Below are 15,727 nucleotides of genomic sequence, written 5' to 3' on the forward strand. Positions count from 1 at the left end.
GGGTCAGCTGTCGCCAGCAAGGCCGGCTGAGCCGGGATCCGACTCACCGCGTCGACGCAGGAAGCGCTCGAACTCGCGCGCGATCGCCTCGCCGCTGGCCTCGGGAAGGTCGGCTGTGTCCTGGGCCTCCTCCAGGGCTCCGACGTATTCGGCGACCTCGTCGTCACCCTCGGCCAGCTCGTTGACCCCTCGCTCCCAGGCCCGGGCGTCGTCGTCGAGGTCGAGGTGGTCGATGGGGGCGTCGAGGATCTCCTCCAGCCGGGTCAACAGTGCAAGCGTCGCCTTGGGCGATGGGGTGTGTCCTGCGTAGTGCGGAACCGCGGCCCAGCACGAGATGGACTCCAGGCCGCCCTGACCGGCGGCATCCGCGAGCACACCGACGATGCCCGTCGGTCCTTCGTACCGGCTGATCTCGAGGTCATACCGGTGCAGGGTCGCCTCGTCGTCCGACGTGGCAGTCACCGGAATGGGGCGCGTGTGCGCCACGTCCGCCATGAGGGCGCCGAGCGTGATGACCGTGCTGGCCCCGATCGCGTGGGCGAAGTCCATGATCTCGATGACGAACGCGCGCCACCGGAACGACGGCTCGACCCCCTGGATGAGGATGACGTCCCGGCCGAGCGTGGTGCGCTGTGCGAGGAGCATCCGGGTCGTGCGCCAGTGGATCCGGCGCCGGCCGTCATCGACGATGACGCGTGGCCGGTTGACCTGGAAGTCGTAGTAGTCCTCGGGATCCAACGCGGCGATCGGCTCGGCCTCCCAGATCAGGGTCAGGTGGTCGATGAGGGCCGTCGCAGCCTCGCCCGCGTCGTTCCAGCCCTCGAAGGCGGCGATGACGATCGGGTCGGCGAGCTCGGGGATGTCATCGAGTTCGATCATGCCGACACCTTATGTCTAGGCTGTGGCACGTGCTCGCACCTCGACCTCCCGCGGCCCTGCTCTGGGACATGGACGGCACCCTCGTCGACACCGAGCCGTACTGGATCGAGGCCGAGCACAACCTCGTCGAGGAAGCCGGCGGCCGCTGGTCGGAGCAGCTCGCCAGGCAGCTCGTCGGTCAGGACCTTTATGTGTCCGCGGAGTTCATCCGGGCCAACTCACCGATCACACTCGGTCCCGAGGAGATCATCGATGCGCTCCTCGCCACGGTGGTCGCCCGGGTCGAGCGGCACATCCCGTGGCGGCCCGGTGCCCGCGAGCTCCTGCTCGCCGGCTCGGCAGCGGGCATCCGGATGGCCCTGGTGACGATGTCATGGACCCGACTCGTCGAACCGGTCATGGACGCGCTTCCGGCCGGGACCTTTGACGCCGTCGCATCCGGGGATGTCGTGGCCCACGGCAAACCCCACCCCGAGCCATACCTGCACGCCGCCCGGGAGCTGTCCGTCGATCCGGCCGACTGCTTGGCGATCGAGGACTCCCCGACCGGGGTCCGGTCCGCGACGAGCGCCGGTGTCCCCACCCTTGCGGTACGCCACATCGTCGACATCCCTGCCATGCCGGGCGCCCTCCCCCTCAGAAGCCTCTCGGATGTGGCGGTGGAGGACCTCGGCGCGCTTCGGCGTCGGGCGGCCGAGTCCTTCGTCACGGTGTAGGCACACATGCCCCGCGATCGGACGGGGTCGCTCCTGCAACGCTCGGCTCGAGCGCCAGAGTGGCGGCGGTGATCGGGAGAGGAGGGGGCGTGCCGCCGAACTCCGGGCAGAGTTCCTGGAAGTCACACCACCTGCAGAGCGTGGAGGTCCTGGGACGCCAGTCTCCCGTCCGTGCCGCTCGCTCGATCGCCGCCCACACCGCCTTGATGTTGCGCTCGACGGCCAGGAGGTCGGCCTCGTCGGGGGAGTACCTCAGAACCCTCCCGTCGCCGAGGTAGACCAACTGGAGCAGGTCGGGGACGGCGCCCCGCAGTCGCCAGAGCACGAGCGCGTAGAAGCGCAGCTGGAACAGCGCCTTGCCCTCGAATCGCTCGTCAGGACAACGGCCGGTCTTGTAGTCGACGATCCTGACCTCGCCGGTCGGCGCGACGTCGAGGCGGTCGATGTAGCCGCGGAGCACGAGCCCGTCCACGTCCGCCTCGACGTACAGCTCACGCTCGGCCGGCTCGAGACGGGTGGGGTCCTCGAGCTCGAACCATCGGCGGACGAGCGCGCCGGCCTGGTCGAGCCAGCGCTTGTCGCCGTCCTCCTCCGCGGCGGGCAGCTCGGCGAGAGCGGGCTCGAGCTCGACGAGGGCCCGCCACCGCGGTGCCACGAGCTGGACGGCACGCTCCGGTGTCCGTTCGTGGGCCGGCAGCTCGAACAGCTCTTCGAGGACGGCGTGGACGAGAGTTCCCCTGGCGGCCGCCGGGCTGGGGGGCTCGGCGAGCCGGTCGACCGTCCGGAACCGATAGAGCAGCGGGCACTGTTTGAAGTCCGACGCCCGGCTCGGGGAGAGGGCTGGGGTCATGTGTCGAGGGTATGCGCGCGGGCCGACAGCGGTCAGTCCTCCGGGTCGTACCCGAGGTTCGGAGCAAGCCACCGCTCCGCGGTACGCCGATCCCAGCCCTTGCGTTCGGCATACTCGGACACCTGGTCCGGCCCGAGTCGGCCGACGACGAAGTAGCCGGCGTCGGGATGGCTGAAGTACCAGCCCGACACCGACGCACCAGGCCACATCGCCATCGACTCCGTCAGCGTGATCCCCGTGGCGGACGCGACATCGAGAAGCTCCCAGAGGGTCTCCTTCTCGGTGTGGTCCGGACACGACGGGTATCCGGGCGCGGGTCGGATCCCGACATACCGCTCGGCGATCAGGTCCTCGCTGGCGAGTGACTCGTGCGGCGCATACCCCCAGTGCTCGCGACGCACCTGTTCGTGCAGCCACTCGGCGAACGCCTCGGCGAGGCGGTCCGCGAGCGACTCGAGGAGAATCGCCGAGTAGTCGTCGTGGTCGGCCTTGAGCCGGGCGACCCGCTCCTGGACACCGAGCCCCGCGGTGACGGCGAAGGCTCCCACCCAGTCCTCGATGCCGGACCCGGCCGGGGCGACGTAGTCTGCGTTCGCCTTGTTCGCGACACCATCGCGGTGCCGCCCCTGCTGACGAAGTGTGTGCAACGTGTGCCGCACCGCCTGGCGTGAGTCGTCCTCGAAGACGTGGATGTCGTCCCCCTCCGAGCCCGCGGGGAAGATGCCGAAGGCAGCAGCAGCCGTCAGCCACTCCTCCTCGATGATGCGGTCGAGCATCTCCTGGGCGTCGTCGAACAGGCGCCGGGCGGCTTCTCCCGAGGACGGGTTGCTCAGGAGGTCCGGGAACCGCCCCTTCATCTCCCACGACAGGAAGAACGGGCCCCAGTCGATGTACTCCCGAAGAACCCCGAGATCCTGCCGCTCGATGACGTGCCGGCCGGGACGTCGGGGCCGAACCGGCGGAGTGGCGGTGAAGTCGATCGACGGTGCGTTCGCCCGAGCGGCGGACAGGCTGATCAGTGGCCGCTCGGTCGACTTCGCCGCGTGGCGCGTCCGGATGGACTCGTAGTCGCGGCGGATCCCCGAGAGGAACTCGTCCCGTCGGGTGGGGGAGAGGAGTGACGAGACGACCGGCACCGACCGTGACGCGTCCTTGACCCACACCACCGGAGCGGAGTACCGCTCGTCGATCTTCACCGCCGTGTGCGCCCGCGACGTCGTGGCGCCCCCGATGAGGAGCGGCACCTGCCAGCCCTCGCGCTCGAGCTCACCGGCCACCCGAACCATCTCGTCCAAGGACGGCGTGATCAGCCCGGAGAGGCCGATGACATCGGCCTCGTGCTCGCGGGCCGCCTCCAGGATGCGCTGCACGGGGACCATGACACCGAGGTCGATTACCTCGTAGTTGTTGCACTGCAGAACAACACCGACGATGTTCTTGCCGATGTCGTGGACATCGCCCTTGACCGTCGCCATGACGATCGTTCCTTTGGTCGAGCCGGCCGCCGCTCCGGCCTCGATGAAGGGAATCAGGTAGGCGACGGCTCGTTTCATCACGCGCGCGCTCTTGACGACCTGAGGCAGGAACATCCGGCCCGCTCCGAAGAGGTCCCCCACCACGCCCATCCCGGCCATGAGGGGTCCCTCGATGACCTCGATGGGCTCACCGCCACGCCCCGCGATCAGAGCCCTGAGCTCCTCGGTGTCGGCCTCGATGAAGGCATCGATCCCCTTGACGAGGGCATGACTGATCCGCTCCTCGACCGGCAGCGACCGCCACTCCTCCGCATCGGCGGGTTCCTCCTGCTCACCGGTGCTGTTGAACCGCGGGGCGATCTCGACCAGCCGCTCGGTCGCGTCCGGGCGTCGGGCGAGGATGACGTCCTCGATGGCGTCCCGGAGCTCGGGGTCGATCTCGTCGTAGGTGACGAGCGCGCCGGCATTGACGATGCCCATGTCGAGACCCGCGGCGACCGCGTGGTAGAGAAAGACCGCGTGGATCGCCTCGCGCACGGGGTTGTTCCCGCGGAACGAGAATGACACGTTGGACACTCCGCCGCTGACGAGCGCAGCCGGAAGGTTCTGTTTGATCCACCGGGTCGCCTCGATGAAGTCGATCCCGTAGCGGGCGTGCTCCTCGATTCCAGTCGCGACGGCGAAGATGTTGGGATCGAAGATGATGTCCTCGGCCGGGAAGCCCACCTCCTCGGTGAGGACCCGGTATGCCGTGCTCACGACCTCGATCCGTCGCTCCAGCGTGTCGGCCTGGCCGTCTTCGTCGAAGGCCATGACGACCACCGCGGCCCCGTACTTGCGGCAGAGCCGGGCCTGTTCGACGAACGGGCGCAGGCCCTCCTTCATCGAGATCGAGTTGACGATCGGCTTGCCCTGCACGCACTGCAGGCCCGCCTCGATGACGTCCCATGCGGAGGAGTCGATCATCACGGGCACCCGGCTGATGTCCGGCTCACTGGCGGCGAGGGTGAGGAACCGACGCATCGCGGCGACCCCGTCGATCATTCCCTCGTCCATGTTGACGTCGATGACCTGTGCGCCGTTCTCGACCTGCTGGCGGGCCACCGAGAGGGCGGCGTCGTAGTCGTCGGACTGGATGAGCCGCCGGAACCGCGCCGACCCGGTGATGTTCGTGCGCTCACCGATGTTGACGAACAGGGAGTTCTCGTCGATGGTCACGGGCTCGAGGCCGGACAGGCGCATGGCGGGCCGGAGGGTCGGGATCTTCCGAGGAGCGGCGGAGCCGCCTGCGTCGGCGATTGCGGCGATGTGCTCCGGCGTCGTCCCGCAGCACCCACCGATGATGTTCACGAGCCCGGAGTCCGCGAACTCGCCCATGACAGCCGCCATCTGTTCGGGGGTCTCGTCGTACTCCCCGAACGCATTGGGCAGACCGGCGTTCGGATGGGCGCTGACGAAGGTGTCGGCGACCCGGGCGAGATCGGCGAGGTAAGGCCGCAGATCCGCAGCGCCGAGCGCGCAGTTCAGGCCGACGGCCAGGGGTCGGGCGTGGCGGATCGAGTGCCAGAAGGCCTCCGTCACCTGGCCGGAGAGAGTGCGGCCGGAGGCGTCGGTGATCGTGCCCGAGATGATGACGGGCCACCGTCGACCGTGCCGCTCGAACAGTGTCTCGATGGCGAAGATGGCGGCCTTCGCGTTGAGGGTGTCGAAGACCGTCTCCACGAGGAGGACGTCGCTCCCGCCGTCCACCAGTCCGCCGACCTGCTCGAGATAGGCGTCGGCGAGCTCACCGAAGGTCACGTTGCGGGCCCCGGGGTCCGCAACGTCGGGACTGATCGATGCCGTCCGGTTGGTGGGCCCCACGGCACCGAGGACGTAGCGCGGGCGGGACGGGTCCTGGGCAACGGCCTCGTCCGCGGCGGTCCGGGCGAGTGTGGCGGCGGCGACGTTCATCTCGTAGGCGAGATCGGACATCCCGTAGTCGGCGAGCGAGATGCGCTGGGCGTTGAACGTATTGGTCGTGATGAGGTCCGCCCCGACCTCGAGATAGGCACGGTGGATCCCGAGAACCGCGTCCGGCTGGGTGAGAACCAGCAGGTCGTTGTTGCCCTCGAGGTCGCTTGGCCAGTCGGCGAAGCGGGCCCCCCGGTAGTCGGCCTCACCCAGGCCCAACCCCTGGACGAGGGTCCCCGTGGCGCCGTCCATGACGAGAAGACGCTCCTGTAGAGCGGCGGTGAGGGACGCCGTGGCGTCCGGGCGAAGCACAGGCACGACCACCAAGTATGGCAAGCGCTGCCCTGAACGCCGCTTAGTCTTGCCATATGGCACCCTCAGAGCGAGGCGGAACCGAGCGTGTCTCGGGTCTGCGGATCGGGTCGCTGGCTGGGGTCCCGGTCTACATCGGGTGGTCGTGGCTCATCCTGGCGGCGATCGTCACGGCGATCGTCGGCCCGTCGGTGGCGGCGCAGCGCCCGGATCTCGGCGTGCGGGCCTACGGGGTCGGTGTGCTCGTCGCGCTCGGCTTCCTGCTCTCGGTGCTCGTGCACGAGGCCGCCCACGCCGTCAGCGCCCGGGCGTTCGGGTTCCAGGTGCGGCGGATCGTGGCCGACCTCATGGGGGGCCACACGGCGTTCGACGGTCGCACGACGCCATGGTCGCAAGGGTTGACCGCTCTGGCCGGCCCGATCGGCAACCTCGTGCTCGCGGCAGTGGCTCTGCCGGTGGCGATGGTCCTCGACACCGGGGTGTGGGCGTACCTGGCCCAGACGATTGCCCAGGTCAACATCCTGTTGGCTCTCTTCAACCTGCTCCCGGGCATGCCGCTCGACGGAGGACAGATCCTCCTCGCCATCGTCTGGCGGATCACGGGATCCCCGAACCGGGGGGCGGTTGCGGCCGGGTGGGGCGGTCGGATCGTGGTGCTCTTCGTCGTGGCGTGGTTCATCCTGCTTCCCCTCGCCGACGGACGCCCGCCGGAGCTCTTCACGCTGTTCTGGGTGGTGCTGATCGTGGGTTTCCTCTGGCGTGGAGCCAGTCAGTCGATCCTCGTCGGGCGCACTCGGGCACGGGTGGAGGCCACGCCCCTCCCGCAGGTCATGCGCCCCGTGGTCATCGTGCCCGCGACGGCACCCATCTCGACGTGGTGGGCCGGTCCGGATCGGGTCTACGTCACGGCGGACGTCGAGGGCCGGCCCGCCGGAATCGTGCGCGCCGATGTCGTCGAGTCCGTGCCCCGCGACCAGTGGCCAGGGGTCCCCGCCTCCGCCGTTGCGGTCAGCCGATCGCCGGGATGGGTCGTCGACTTCTCGGAGCCTCCCGACCTCGGCGACGTCCTGCGCGCCATGGGTCGGTCCGGTCAGGATGCGGTCCTCGTCCGCGAGGCGGGCCAGGTGCGGGGGATCGTGTTCGAAGCAGATGCGGTGCGTGCCGTCCAGTAGGTTCGACCCCGTGACCAAGCGCGACCGTCCCGATGTGCCCGTCCCGGCCGACCAGGGTGCCGCGACCGGCGAACACCTGCGCCGGGGTCCCTTCCAGGTAGGGGAGCGGATCCAGCTGACCGATCCCAAGGGCCGCCTCCACACGATCACGCTCGAGCCGGGCAAGCAGTTCCACACTCATCGCGGATACCTCCGGCACGACGACCTCATCGGTGCGCAGGATGGCTTCACGGTCACCAACACGGCCGGCGTGGAGTACCTCGCGCTGCGCCCGCTGCTGGCCGACTACGTCATGTCGATGCCGCGAGGTGCGGCAGTGGTCTATCCCAAGGACGCCGGGCAGATCGTCACCATGGGCGACATCTTCCCCGGGGCCGTCGTGGTGGAGGCCGGTGTCGGCTCCGGCGCCCTGTCGATGTCACTGCTGCGCGCGGTGGGGGACACCGGTCGCCTGCTGTCCTTCGAGCGGCGGGCGGACTTCGCCGAGATCGCTCTCGCCAACGCCCGCGCGTTCTTCGGAGCCGACCACCCGGCATGGACGGTCACCGTGGGTGACCTGGTGGAGGAGCTACCGCGGCACGTCGATCCCGGGACGGTCGACCGCGTGGTGCTCGACATGCTCGCGCCGTGGGAGTGCCTGGAGGTCGTCGCCGACGCACTGCGTCCCGGTGGACTCGTCCTCTGCTACGTCGCGACGACGACGCAGTTGTCCCGGGTGGGCGAGGCCATGCGCGACCTGGGCTGCTTCACCGAGCCCTCGGCCTGGGAGTCCTTGGTCCGAGGGTGGCACCTGGAGGGACTGGCCGTTCGCCCTCAACACCGGATGCACGGACACACCGGCTTCCTCATCACCACCCGACGGCTTGCGCCCGGCGTGACCCCGCCGCTGCGCAAGCGTCGTCCGTCGGCCGGGTTCGCCGCCGCCGACGATGCCGATGGCGCCGGGGATGACGAGGGCGCCTGGTCGGCCGAGTCGCTGGGGGAACGCCAGACGTCGCCCAAGCGCGCCCGCAAGCTCCGACGTGCCATCACGGACGGGCCCACCGCCTGACCCGCTCGAGGACTGACGCGACCACCATGCGATTGCCTCTTCACGGGTGCGGGACATCTCGCCTGCACGGGGTTAGTGTCGAAGCATGAGCGAGACGCCGAGCTACCAGCGCACCCGTGACCTCGAGGCGCGGGTCGCTCAGCTGCAGTCGAACCTCTCGACGGTGTCGTCGCAGAACGACCGCCTCGTGCGCACCCTAAGGGACGCCCGCGAGCAGATCGTGGCACTCAAGTCCGAGGTGGACCGGCTCGCGCAGCCGCCCAGCGCATACGGCGTGGTCCTCGAGACCTTCGACGACGACACGGTGGACATCCTCACCGGCGGTCGCAAGATGCACGTCGCCGTGAGTCCGACCGTCGAGGTGGACGACCTCGGGGTGGGACGTGAGGTCATGCTCAACGAGGCGATGAACGTCGTCGCCGTTCGTGGTTTCGAGCAGGTGGGGGAGGTCGTCACGGTCAAGGAGGTCCTCGACACCGGCCGGGTCCTCATCGTGGCGCACGCGGACGAGGAGCGCGTCTGCCGGATGGCGGAGTCGCTCGTCGAGGTTCCCATCCGAGCCGGCGACTCGCTCATGCTGGAGTCGCGGTCAGGACTGGTCTACGAGAAGATCCCGAAGATCGAGGTCGCCGAGCTCGTTCTCGAAGAGGTGCCCGACATCGCCTATGAGGACATCGGAGGTCTCGGGCGGCAGATCAGTGCGATCCGGGACGCCGTCGAGCTGCCCTACCTGCACCCCGACCTGTTCACCGAGCACCACCTCAAGCCGCCCAAGGGCGTGCTCCTCTACGGCCCGCCCGGATGCGGCAAGACGATGATCGCCAAGGCGGTCGCAGCATCGTTGGCCCGCAAGGTCGCGGAGAAGGAAGGCAAGGAGCTGACCAAGTCCTACTTCCTCAACATCAAGGGACCCGAGCTGCTCAACAAGTACGTCGGCGAGACGGAGCGCCACATTCGGCTCATCTTCCAGCGGGCTCGCGAGAAGGCCTCGGACGGCACCCCAGTGGTCGTGTTCTTCGACGAGATGGACAGCCTGTTCCGAACGCGCGGGTCCGGCGTGTCCTCCGATGTCGAGACGACGATCGTCCCCCAGCTGCTCTCCGAGATCGACGGGGTCGAGCGCCTCGAGAACGTCATCGTCATCGGCGCCTCCAACCGTGAGGACATGATCGACCCGGCGATCCTGCGTCCGGGACGGCTCGATGTGAAGATCAAGATCGAGCGTCCGGACGCCGAGGCCGCCAAGGACATCTTCAGCAAGTACCTCACCACCGGGCTACCGCTCCATGCGGACGACCTCGCTGTGCACGGCGGGTCGGTCGAGGCCACGGTCGAGGCGATGATCCATGCCGTGGTGGACAGGATGTACTCCGAGATCGACGAGAACCGCTTCCTCGAGGTCACCTACGCCGGCGGCGACAAGGAGGTCCTGTACTTCAAGGACTTCAACTCCGGCGCGATGATGCAGAACATCGTCGACCGAGCGAAGAAGATGGCGATCAAGGACTTCCTCGAGACGGGGCAGCGGGGTCTTCGCGTCGACCACCTCCTCGCGTCATGCGTGGATGAGTTCAAGGAGAACGAGGACCTCCCGAACACGACCAACCCCGACGACTGGGCGCGTATCTCCGGCAAGAAGGGCGAGCGGATCGTCTACATCCGCACGCTGATCAACGGCAAGTCCGGCTCCGAGCCCGGTCGGGCCATCGACTCGGTGAAGGGGACCGGACAGTACCTCTGAACGCCCGCCCCGCACACTGGCCCGAGGCAGGGCACCGGGTCAGGCGTGGACGGCGTCGAAGAGCGAGCGCTGCGGCGGGGCGTAGGTGGGGTCGACACCGTCGAACAGGCTGCTCACCGACTCGCCGGCGTGAATCCGGCTGATGGCTTCGGCGAAGAGACCGGCGACCGACCTGACCTGCAGCTCCGGCCACGCCCGCGGGGCGGGCACCGTGTCGGTCGTGACGACCTGGGAGATCATCGGGTGCGAACGGAGCCGCTCGACCGCCCGCCCCGCGAACAGGCCGTGCGTGCAGGCGACCGCGGCCTCGGTGCAGCCGGCGTCGGCGAGCTTGTCGAGGAGCTCGATGATCGACCCTCCCGTCGCGATCTCGTCATCGAGGATGATGGCGCGCCGCGCGCTGACGTCACCGACGATGGAGTCGATCACGACCCGGTCGTCGGCGAGTCGGCGCTTGGAGCCCGCGGCGACGGGCAGACCCAGGAGCCGGGAGAACTGAGTGGCGTCCTTGGCGTTGCCGAGGTCGGGGGAGACGACGATCGAGTCGCTCAGGTCGGTGCCGCGGAAATGGTCGGCGAGCACGCCCAGCGCCGTCAGGTGGTCGACCGGAACGCTGAAGAAGCCGTGGACCTGAGGTGCGTGCAGCGTCATGGTGAGGACCCGGTCGGCGCCGGCGGTCGAGATGAGGTCCGCCACGAGGCGCCCACCGAGACTGATCCGGGAGGCGTCCTTCTTGTCCGATCTCGCGTAGGCGTAGTGGGGGATCACCGCCGTGATCTGGGCGGCCGAGGCCCCGCGGGCTGCGTCGATCATGAGCAGCAGCTCCATCAGGGAGTCCTGTGTCGGGGGCACGAGTGGCTGGACGATGTAGACGTCCCGCTGGCGGCAGTTGGCGAGGAGCTGGGTCTGCAGGCAGTCGTTGGAGAAACGGGTGATCGTCGCCTCCGAGACCGAGGTGCCGAGCTCCCGGCAGATCCGGTCGGCGAGGGTCCGGTGGGCCGAGCCGGAGAACACGACGATGTCTCGCACGTCGTCCACTCTAGACGCGGGCACCCAGGTGGCGGCTCATCTCGGCGACGATCTCGGCGCGGTGTTGTCGACCGATGAGGGTGGCCCCCGGAACCGAGGCGAACCCGTGGGGGACGCCGAGGTAGTTCGTCAGGCGCACCTCGACGCCGGCTGCACGCAGAGCCTCCGCATAGCGGATCCCGTCGTCGCGGATCGGATCGAGATCGGCCGTCTGGACCAACGTCGATGGCAGGCCCTCGAGGTCGCCGAACAACGGGGAGACAAGAGGGTCGCACCGCTTGGTCACGTCCGGGACGTAGTGGTCCGCGAAGCAGTCCATCGAGCGCTTCGTGAGGATGGGCGCATCGGCGTGTTCGACGATCGAGGGCGAGGACATCGTCAGGTCCGTGACCGGGTAGATCAGCGCCTGGTGCCGGATGGCGTCGAGACCGTCGTCCCGGAAACACTGGGCCGCGACGGCGGCGAGGTTTCCGCCGGCGCTGTCACCGCATACAGCCAGACGAGTCGGGTCCGCGCCGATCTGCGCGCCGTTCCCGACGACCCAGCGTGCGGCGTCGATGCAGTCGTGAGCCGCAACCGGCGCCGGATGCTCCGGCGCCATTCGGTAGTCGACCGACAGCACGAGCGCGTCGAGCTCGTCGCAGAGGTAGGTGCACAGGGAGTCGTAGTTGACGACGTTGCCGAACACCCAGCCGCCACCGTGGAAGTACATGACGACCGGAAGAGGTCCCCGGCCGCGCGCACCGTGCGGGCGATAGGTTCGGATCGGGATCTCGTAGCCGTCCCGCGCCGGCGCCGTGGCGTAGCCGATCCCGACGTCCGTTCGGATCTCACCGAGAATGCCGGTCAGCAGCCGTGTCCTGGGATAGACCGCCGTGCGGGCTTCGCGGATGTCGTCCTCGGTCATCGACCAGACGGGCTTGCGGGCGAACTTGTCCACGAGGGTGGCGATGACAGCGGTGCGCAGGGACATCCCGCGGAGTGTGAGTGCCATGCGCATAGGCTGCCATCATGACGACGCGACGGGTCATGGGGATCGTTTTTTCCCGCTCCCCGTGCGGGAGGTGCGGGAGATGACTGTCAGGCGGGTCATGGGGATCGTTCTCTCCCGCTCCCCGTGCGGGAGGTGCGGGAGATGACTGTCAGGCGGGTCATGGGGATCGAGACCGAGTACGGGATCTCCGTGCCGGGAGATCCCGGCGCCAACCCGATGGTGCTCTCGGGGCACGTGGTTCACGCCTACGCGTCACACCAGGGCCTTCCGGCGGCCAGGGCGGGCTGGGACTACGCGGACGAGGCACCCTTGCGCGATGCCCGGGGCTGGGAGATGGGGCGCGGGACGGCACACCCCAGCCAGCTGACCGATGTCGAGGATCCGACGATGGCCAACGTCGTGCTGAGCAACGGGGCCCGCCTATACGTCGACCATGCCCATCCCGAGTACAGCTCCCCGGAGGTCACCAGCCCGCGAGCCGCGGTCACCTGGGACCGCGCCGGCGAGCTGGTCATGCGGGAGGCCGCCGAACGTCTGCGGAACCTGCCGGCCGCCATGGGCGTGCCGGTCAACCTGTACAAGAACAACACCGACGGCAAGGGCGCCTCCTACGGCACCCACGAGAACTACCTCATGCGCAGGGAGACGCCGTTCCAGCGCATCATCGCCCAGCTGACGCCGTTCTTCGTCGTGCGTCAGGTGATGTGCGGCAGCGGCCGGGTCGGGATCGGCATGGAGTCGCGCACGCCCGGATACCAGATCGCTCAGCGGAGTGACTTCTTCGAGGCCGAGGTCGGCCTCGAGACCACGTTGAAGCGACCGATCATCAACACTCGCGACGAGCCCCACGCCGTCGCAGACCTGTACCGACGGCTCCACGTGATCATCGGCGACGCGAACCACTGCGACGTCGCGCAGCTCCTCAAGATGGGCACGACGTCGCTCGTGCTCGGCATGATCGAGGAGGGAGCCATCACGCGTGACCTCGCGATCCGGGGACCCGTCCCGACCCTGCATGCCGTCTCACGCGATGTCGACCTGCGGTCCACAGTCGAACTCATGTCCGGCGAGCGCATCCGTCCCGTCGAGGTTCTCTGGGCCTACTTCGAGATGGTGCGCGACTACCTCGACGAGCGAGGCGGGACGCCGGACGAGGACACCGACGAGGTGATGACCTGGTGGGAGCGGGTCCTGAACCTGCTCGAGACGGATCGTGACGCAGCGGCTCCGTACGTCGACTGGGTCGGCAAGCTCGCGGTCCTCGAGCGCTACCGGGACCGGGACGCGCTGACGTGGGAGTCGCCTCAGCTGAGGGCGATCGACATCCAATGGTCGGACGTGCGGCTGGAGAAGGGCATCTTCCACCGGATGGCGGCAGCCGGGCGCTTCCACGAGCTCGTGCCGCAGGAACAGGTCCGCGCCGCGGTGACCATGCCCCCCGAGGACACCCGCGCATACTTCCGTGGTCGGTGCGTCTCGCTGTTCCCGGACAGTGTCGTCGCGGCCTCCTGGGACTCGGTCATCTTCGACGTCCCCGACAGCCGGGCCCTCCAGCGGGTGCCGATGCTGGAGCCGCTGCGCGGCACCCGAGAGGCGGTCGGTGCACTGCTGGACGACAGCCCCGACGCGGGCACGATGCTGCGTCGGCTCGGCGCGGCGTCCGTCGGGGGTGGCACGGGATAGGTTGGTGCCATGGCTGGACAAGAGCAGACCCGTCCGCAACGCAAGGACGACGGGCCGGACGACCTTCCCGAGCCGGTGCCGACCGCTCCGACGGCCGAGAAGGCCGCACTCGACTCCGACATCGACTCGGTGCTGGACGAGATCGACACCGTCCTCGAGTCCAACGCCGAGGAGTTCGTCCGCGGATTCGTGCAGAAGGGCGGCCAGTGACCGGTCGGTTGGACCGGGCCTTCCACACCTCGGGGGGCTCGTCCTTCACCGAGTTCCTTGCCTCCTATGACCCGACGCTGATCCCCAGCGGGCGCACCCTGCCGCCGGCTTCCGTCGAGGCACCCCACGCGACGACGATCGTCGCGCTCGTCTCCGCGGACGGCGTCGTGATGGCCGGAGACCGCCGGGCGACGATGGGCAACCTCATCGCGAACCGGGACATGGAGAAGGTGTTCGTCACCGACGAGTACTCCGTGGCCGGTATCGCGGGCACCGCCGGGCTGGCCATCGAGCTGGTCCGGCTGTTCCAGGTCGAGCTCGAGCACTACGAGAAGATCGAGGGCACCCTGATGTCCCTCGAGGGCAAGGCGAACCGGCTGGCGTCGATGATCCGCGGCAACCTCGCGATGGCGATGCGCGGCCTCGCGGTCATCCCCATGTTCGCCGGTTTCGACACCGAGGTCGGTCTGGGGAGGATCTTCTCCTACGACGTGACCGGCGGCTGCTACGAGGAGCGCGACCACCACTGCGTCGGCTCCGGGTCACTCTTCGCCCGTGGCGCGTTGAAGAAGCTCTGGCGTCCGGGCCTTGATCGGGACGGAGCGATCCGCATCGCGGTCGAGGCGCTCTACGACGCGGCGGACGATGACTCCGCGACCGGTGGCCCGGACGTCTCGCGCCGGATCTGGCCGACGATCGCCACCGTCGACGTCGACGGCGCACACTTCGTTCCCGGCGACCGGGTCGGCGACATCGTGCGGGCGGTCGTCGAGGCACGCTCCGGCAACCCAGGAGGTGCCCGATGACCCAGATGCCGTTCTACGTCTCGCCCGAGCAGCTGATGAAGGACCGGGCGGACTTCGCTCGCAAGGGCATCGCACGGGGACGTTCCGTCATCGTCCTCAGCTATGACACCGGCATCCTGTTCGTCGCGGAGAACCACTCGCGGGCGCTGCACAAGATCTCCGAGATCTACGACCGCATCGGTTTCGCGGCCGTCGGCAAGTACAACGAGTTCGAGAACCTTCGTGTCGCGGGCATCCGGTACGCCGACCTGCGCGGCTACTCCTACGACCGCAGCGACGTCAGCGCGCGAGGACTGGCCAACGCCTATGCCCAGACCCTCGGGACGGTCTTCACCCAGGAGTCCAAGCCCTACGAGGTCGAGATCGTGGTGGCCGAGGTGGGGGAGTCGCCGCGGAGCGACCAGATCTACCGGCTGACATACGACGGATCCGTCGCCGACGAGCACGGTTTCGTGGCGATGGGCGGTGCCACCGAGCCCATCGAGGCCGCCCTCACCGAGCGGTACACCCCCGACCTCACGCTCGCCCAGGCACTGACCCTGGCCGTGAGCGTGCTCGGGGGCGACGCCGTGACGGGGGAGACGCGCCAGTTGGACGGGGACCAGCTGGAGGTCGCGGTCCTGGACAGAGGACGCCCGAGGCGAACGTTCCGCAGGATCGTCGGCACGCCCCTGGAGCACCTGCTCGCCGGATCCGACGAGCGTCTGGACGAGGTCCGACCCGGGCCCCATGATCGTGACACGGGCTCGAGCGGAGAATCGGCCCGTCATGAGTCCACGAACCCGCAGACACAACGCGAGCGCGCGGAGCCACACGAGTCCGGGGACCCGCCCGAGGGGGATACCGACCGCTGACG

At 68.8% G+C, this 15,727-nt stretch carries 13 protein-coding genes; 8 read left to right on the forward strand and 5 right to left on the reverse strand.

Annotated features, from left to right (window positions below; genetic code table 11):
- Positions 1-3 precede the first annotated feature (3 nt).
- Positions 4-879 (reverse strand): PAC2 family protein, encoded by an 876-nt coding sequence (locus tag GA707_RS15000; RefSeq protein WP_152179257.1) that lies wholly within the window; start codon positions 877-879, stop codon positions 4-6.
- A 29-nt stretch (positions 880-908) separates the two neighbouring features.
- Here GA707_RS15000 and GA707_RS15005 point away from each other — a divergent pair, with 29 nt between their 5' ends.
- On the forward strand, positions 909-1,595 hold the full coding sequence (locus GA707_RS15005; RefSeq protein ID WP_226963831.1) for an HAD family phosphatase: 687 nt from the start codon (positions 909-911) through the stop codon (positions 1,593-1,595).
- Here the strand turns inward: GA707_RS15005 and GA707_RS15010 are convergent.
- Positions 1,585-2,445 carry a PD-(D/E)XK nuclease family protein gene (locus GA707_RS15010; RefSeq protein WP_152179259.1) on the reverse strand — a complete coding sequence of 287 codons (861 nt, stop codon included), beginning with the start codon at positions 2,443-2,445 and terminating at the stop codon, positions 1,585-1,587. The two genes, GA707_RS15005 and GA707_RS15010, sit on opposite strands and share 11 nt — an antisense overlap.
- 32 nt (positions 2,446-2,477) lie before the next feature.
- On the reverse strand, positions 2,478-6,125 hold the full coding sequence (gene metH / locus GA707_RS15015; RefSeq protein WP_255425094.1) for a methionine synthase: 3,648 nt from the start codon (positions 6,123-6,125) through the stop codon (positions 2,478-2,480).
- A 116-nt stretch (positions 6,126-6,241) separates the two neighbouring features.
- On the opposite strand from metH, the gene GA707_RS15020 reads away from it, so the two are divergent.
- The 3 genes from GA707_RS15020 to arc all read left to right on the forward strand — a co-directional run bounded on the left by GA707_RS15020 (position 6,242) and on the right by arc (position 10,149).
- Positions 6,242-7,357, forward strand: coding sequence for a site-2 protease family protein (locus tag GA707_RS15020; protein ID WP_152179261.1), 1,116 nt, complete (start codon positions 6,242-6,244; stop codon positions 7,355-7,357).
- 10 nt (positions 7,358-7,367) lie between these two features.
- Positions 7,368-8,408 carry a tRNA (adenine-N1)-methyltransferase gene (locus tag GA707_RS15025; protein ID WP_370460048.1) on the forward strand — a complete coding sequence of 347 codons (1,041 nt, stop codon included), beginning with the start codon at positions 7,368-7,370 and terminating at the stop codon, positions 8,406-8,408.
- Between the two features lie 85 nt (positions 8,409-8,493).
- Positions 8,494-10,149 carry a proteasome ATPase gene (gene arc, locus GA707_RS15030; RefSeq protein WP_152179263.1) on the forward strand — a complete coding sequence of 552 codons (1,656 nt, stop codon included), beginning with the start codon at positions 8,494-8,496 and terminating at the stop codon, positions 10,147-10,149.
- Between the two features lie 39 nt (positions 10,150-10,188).
- On the opposite strand, the gene GA707_RS15035 is transcribed toward arc, so the two are convergent.
- Positions 10,189-11,178, reverse strand: coding sequence for a ribose-phosphate pyrophosphokinase (locus GA707_RS15035; RefSeq protein ID WP_152179264.1), 990 nt, complete (start codon positions 11,176-11,178; stop codon positions 10,189-10,191).
- Positions 11,179-11,188: 10 nt separating this feature from the next.
- Positions 11,189-12,172, reverse strand: a complete 984-nt coding sequence (locus tag GA707_RS15040) for an alpha/beta hydrolase (RefSeq protein WP_226963833.1) — start codon at positions 12,170-12,172, stop codon at positions 11,189-11,191.
- A gap of 141 nt (positions 12,173-12,313) precedes the next feature.
- On the opposite strand from GA707_RS15040, the gene dop reads away from it, so the two are divergent.
- Genes dop through prcA form a run of 4 tightly spaced genes read left to right on the forward strand, consistent with a single transcriptional unit; the run spans position 12,314 to position 15,725 of the window.
- Positions 12,314-13,855 carry a depupylase/deamidase Dop gene (gene dop / locus GA707_RS15045; RefSeq protein ID WP_152179265.1) on the forward strand — a complete coding sequence of 514 codons (1,542 nt, stop codon included), beginning with the start codon at positions 12,314-12,316 and terminating at the stop codon, positions 13,853-13,855.
- A 9-nt stretch (positions 13,856-13,864) separates the two neighbouring features.
- The gene (locus tag GA707_RS15050; protein ID WP_152179266.1) at positions 13,865-14,065 is read left to right on the forward strand and encodes a ubiquitin-like protein Pup; all 201 of its coding nucleotides are present in this window, start codon (positions 13,865-13,867) and stop codon (positions 14,063-14,065) included.
- Positions 14,062-14,871 carry a proteasome subunit beta gene (gene prcB, locus GA707_RS15055; RefSeq protein ID WP_226963834.1) on the forward strand — a complete coding sequence of 270 codons (810 nt, stop codon included), beginning with the start codon at positions 14,062-14,064 and terminating at the stop codon, positions 14,869-14,871. Before GA707_RS15050 ends, prcB begins: the two co-directional genes overlap by 4 nt.
- Positions 14,868-15,725, forward strand: coding sequence for a proteasome subunit alpha (gene prcA / locus GA707_RS15060; RefSeq protein WP_152179267.1), 858 nt, complete (start codon positions 14,868-14,870; stop codon positions 15,723-15,725). Before prcB ends, prcA begins: the two co-directional genes overlap by 4 nt.
- Positions 15,726-15,727 lie beyond the last annotated feature (2 nt).

Origin of the sequence: Nostocoides sp. F2B08 (assembly GCF_009184895.1) — a bacterium.
Classification (GTDB): domain Bacteria; phylum Actinomycetota; class Actinomycetes; order Actinomycetales; family Dermatophilaceae; genus F2B08.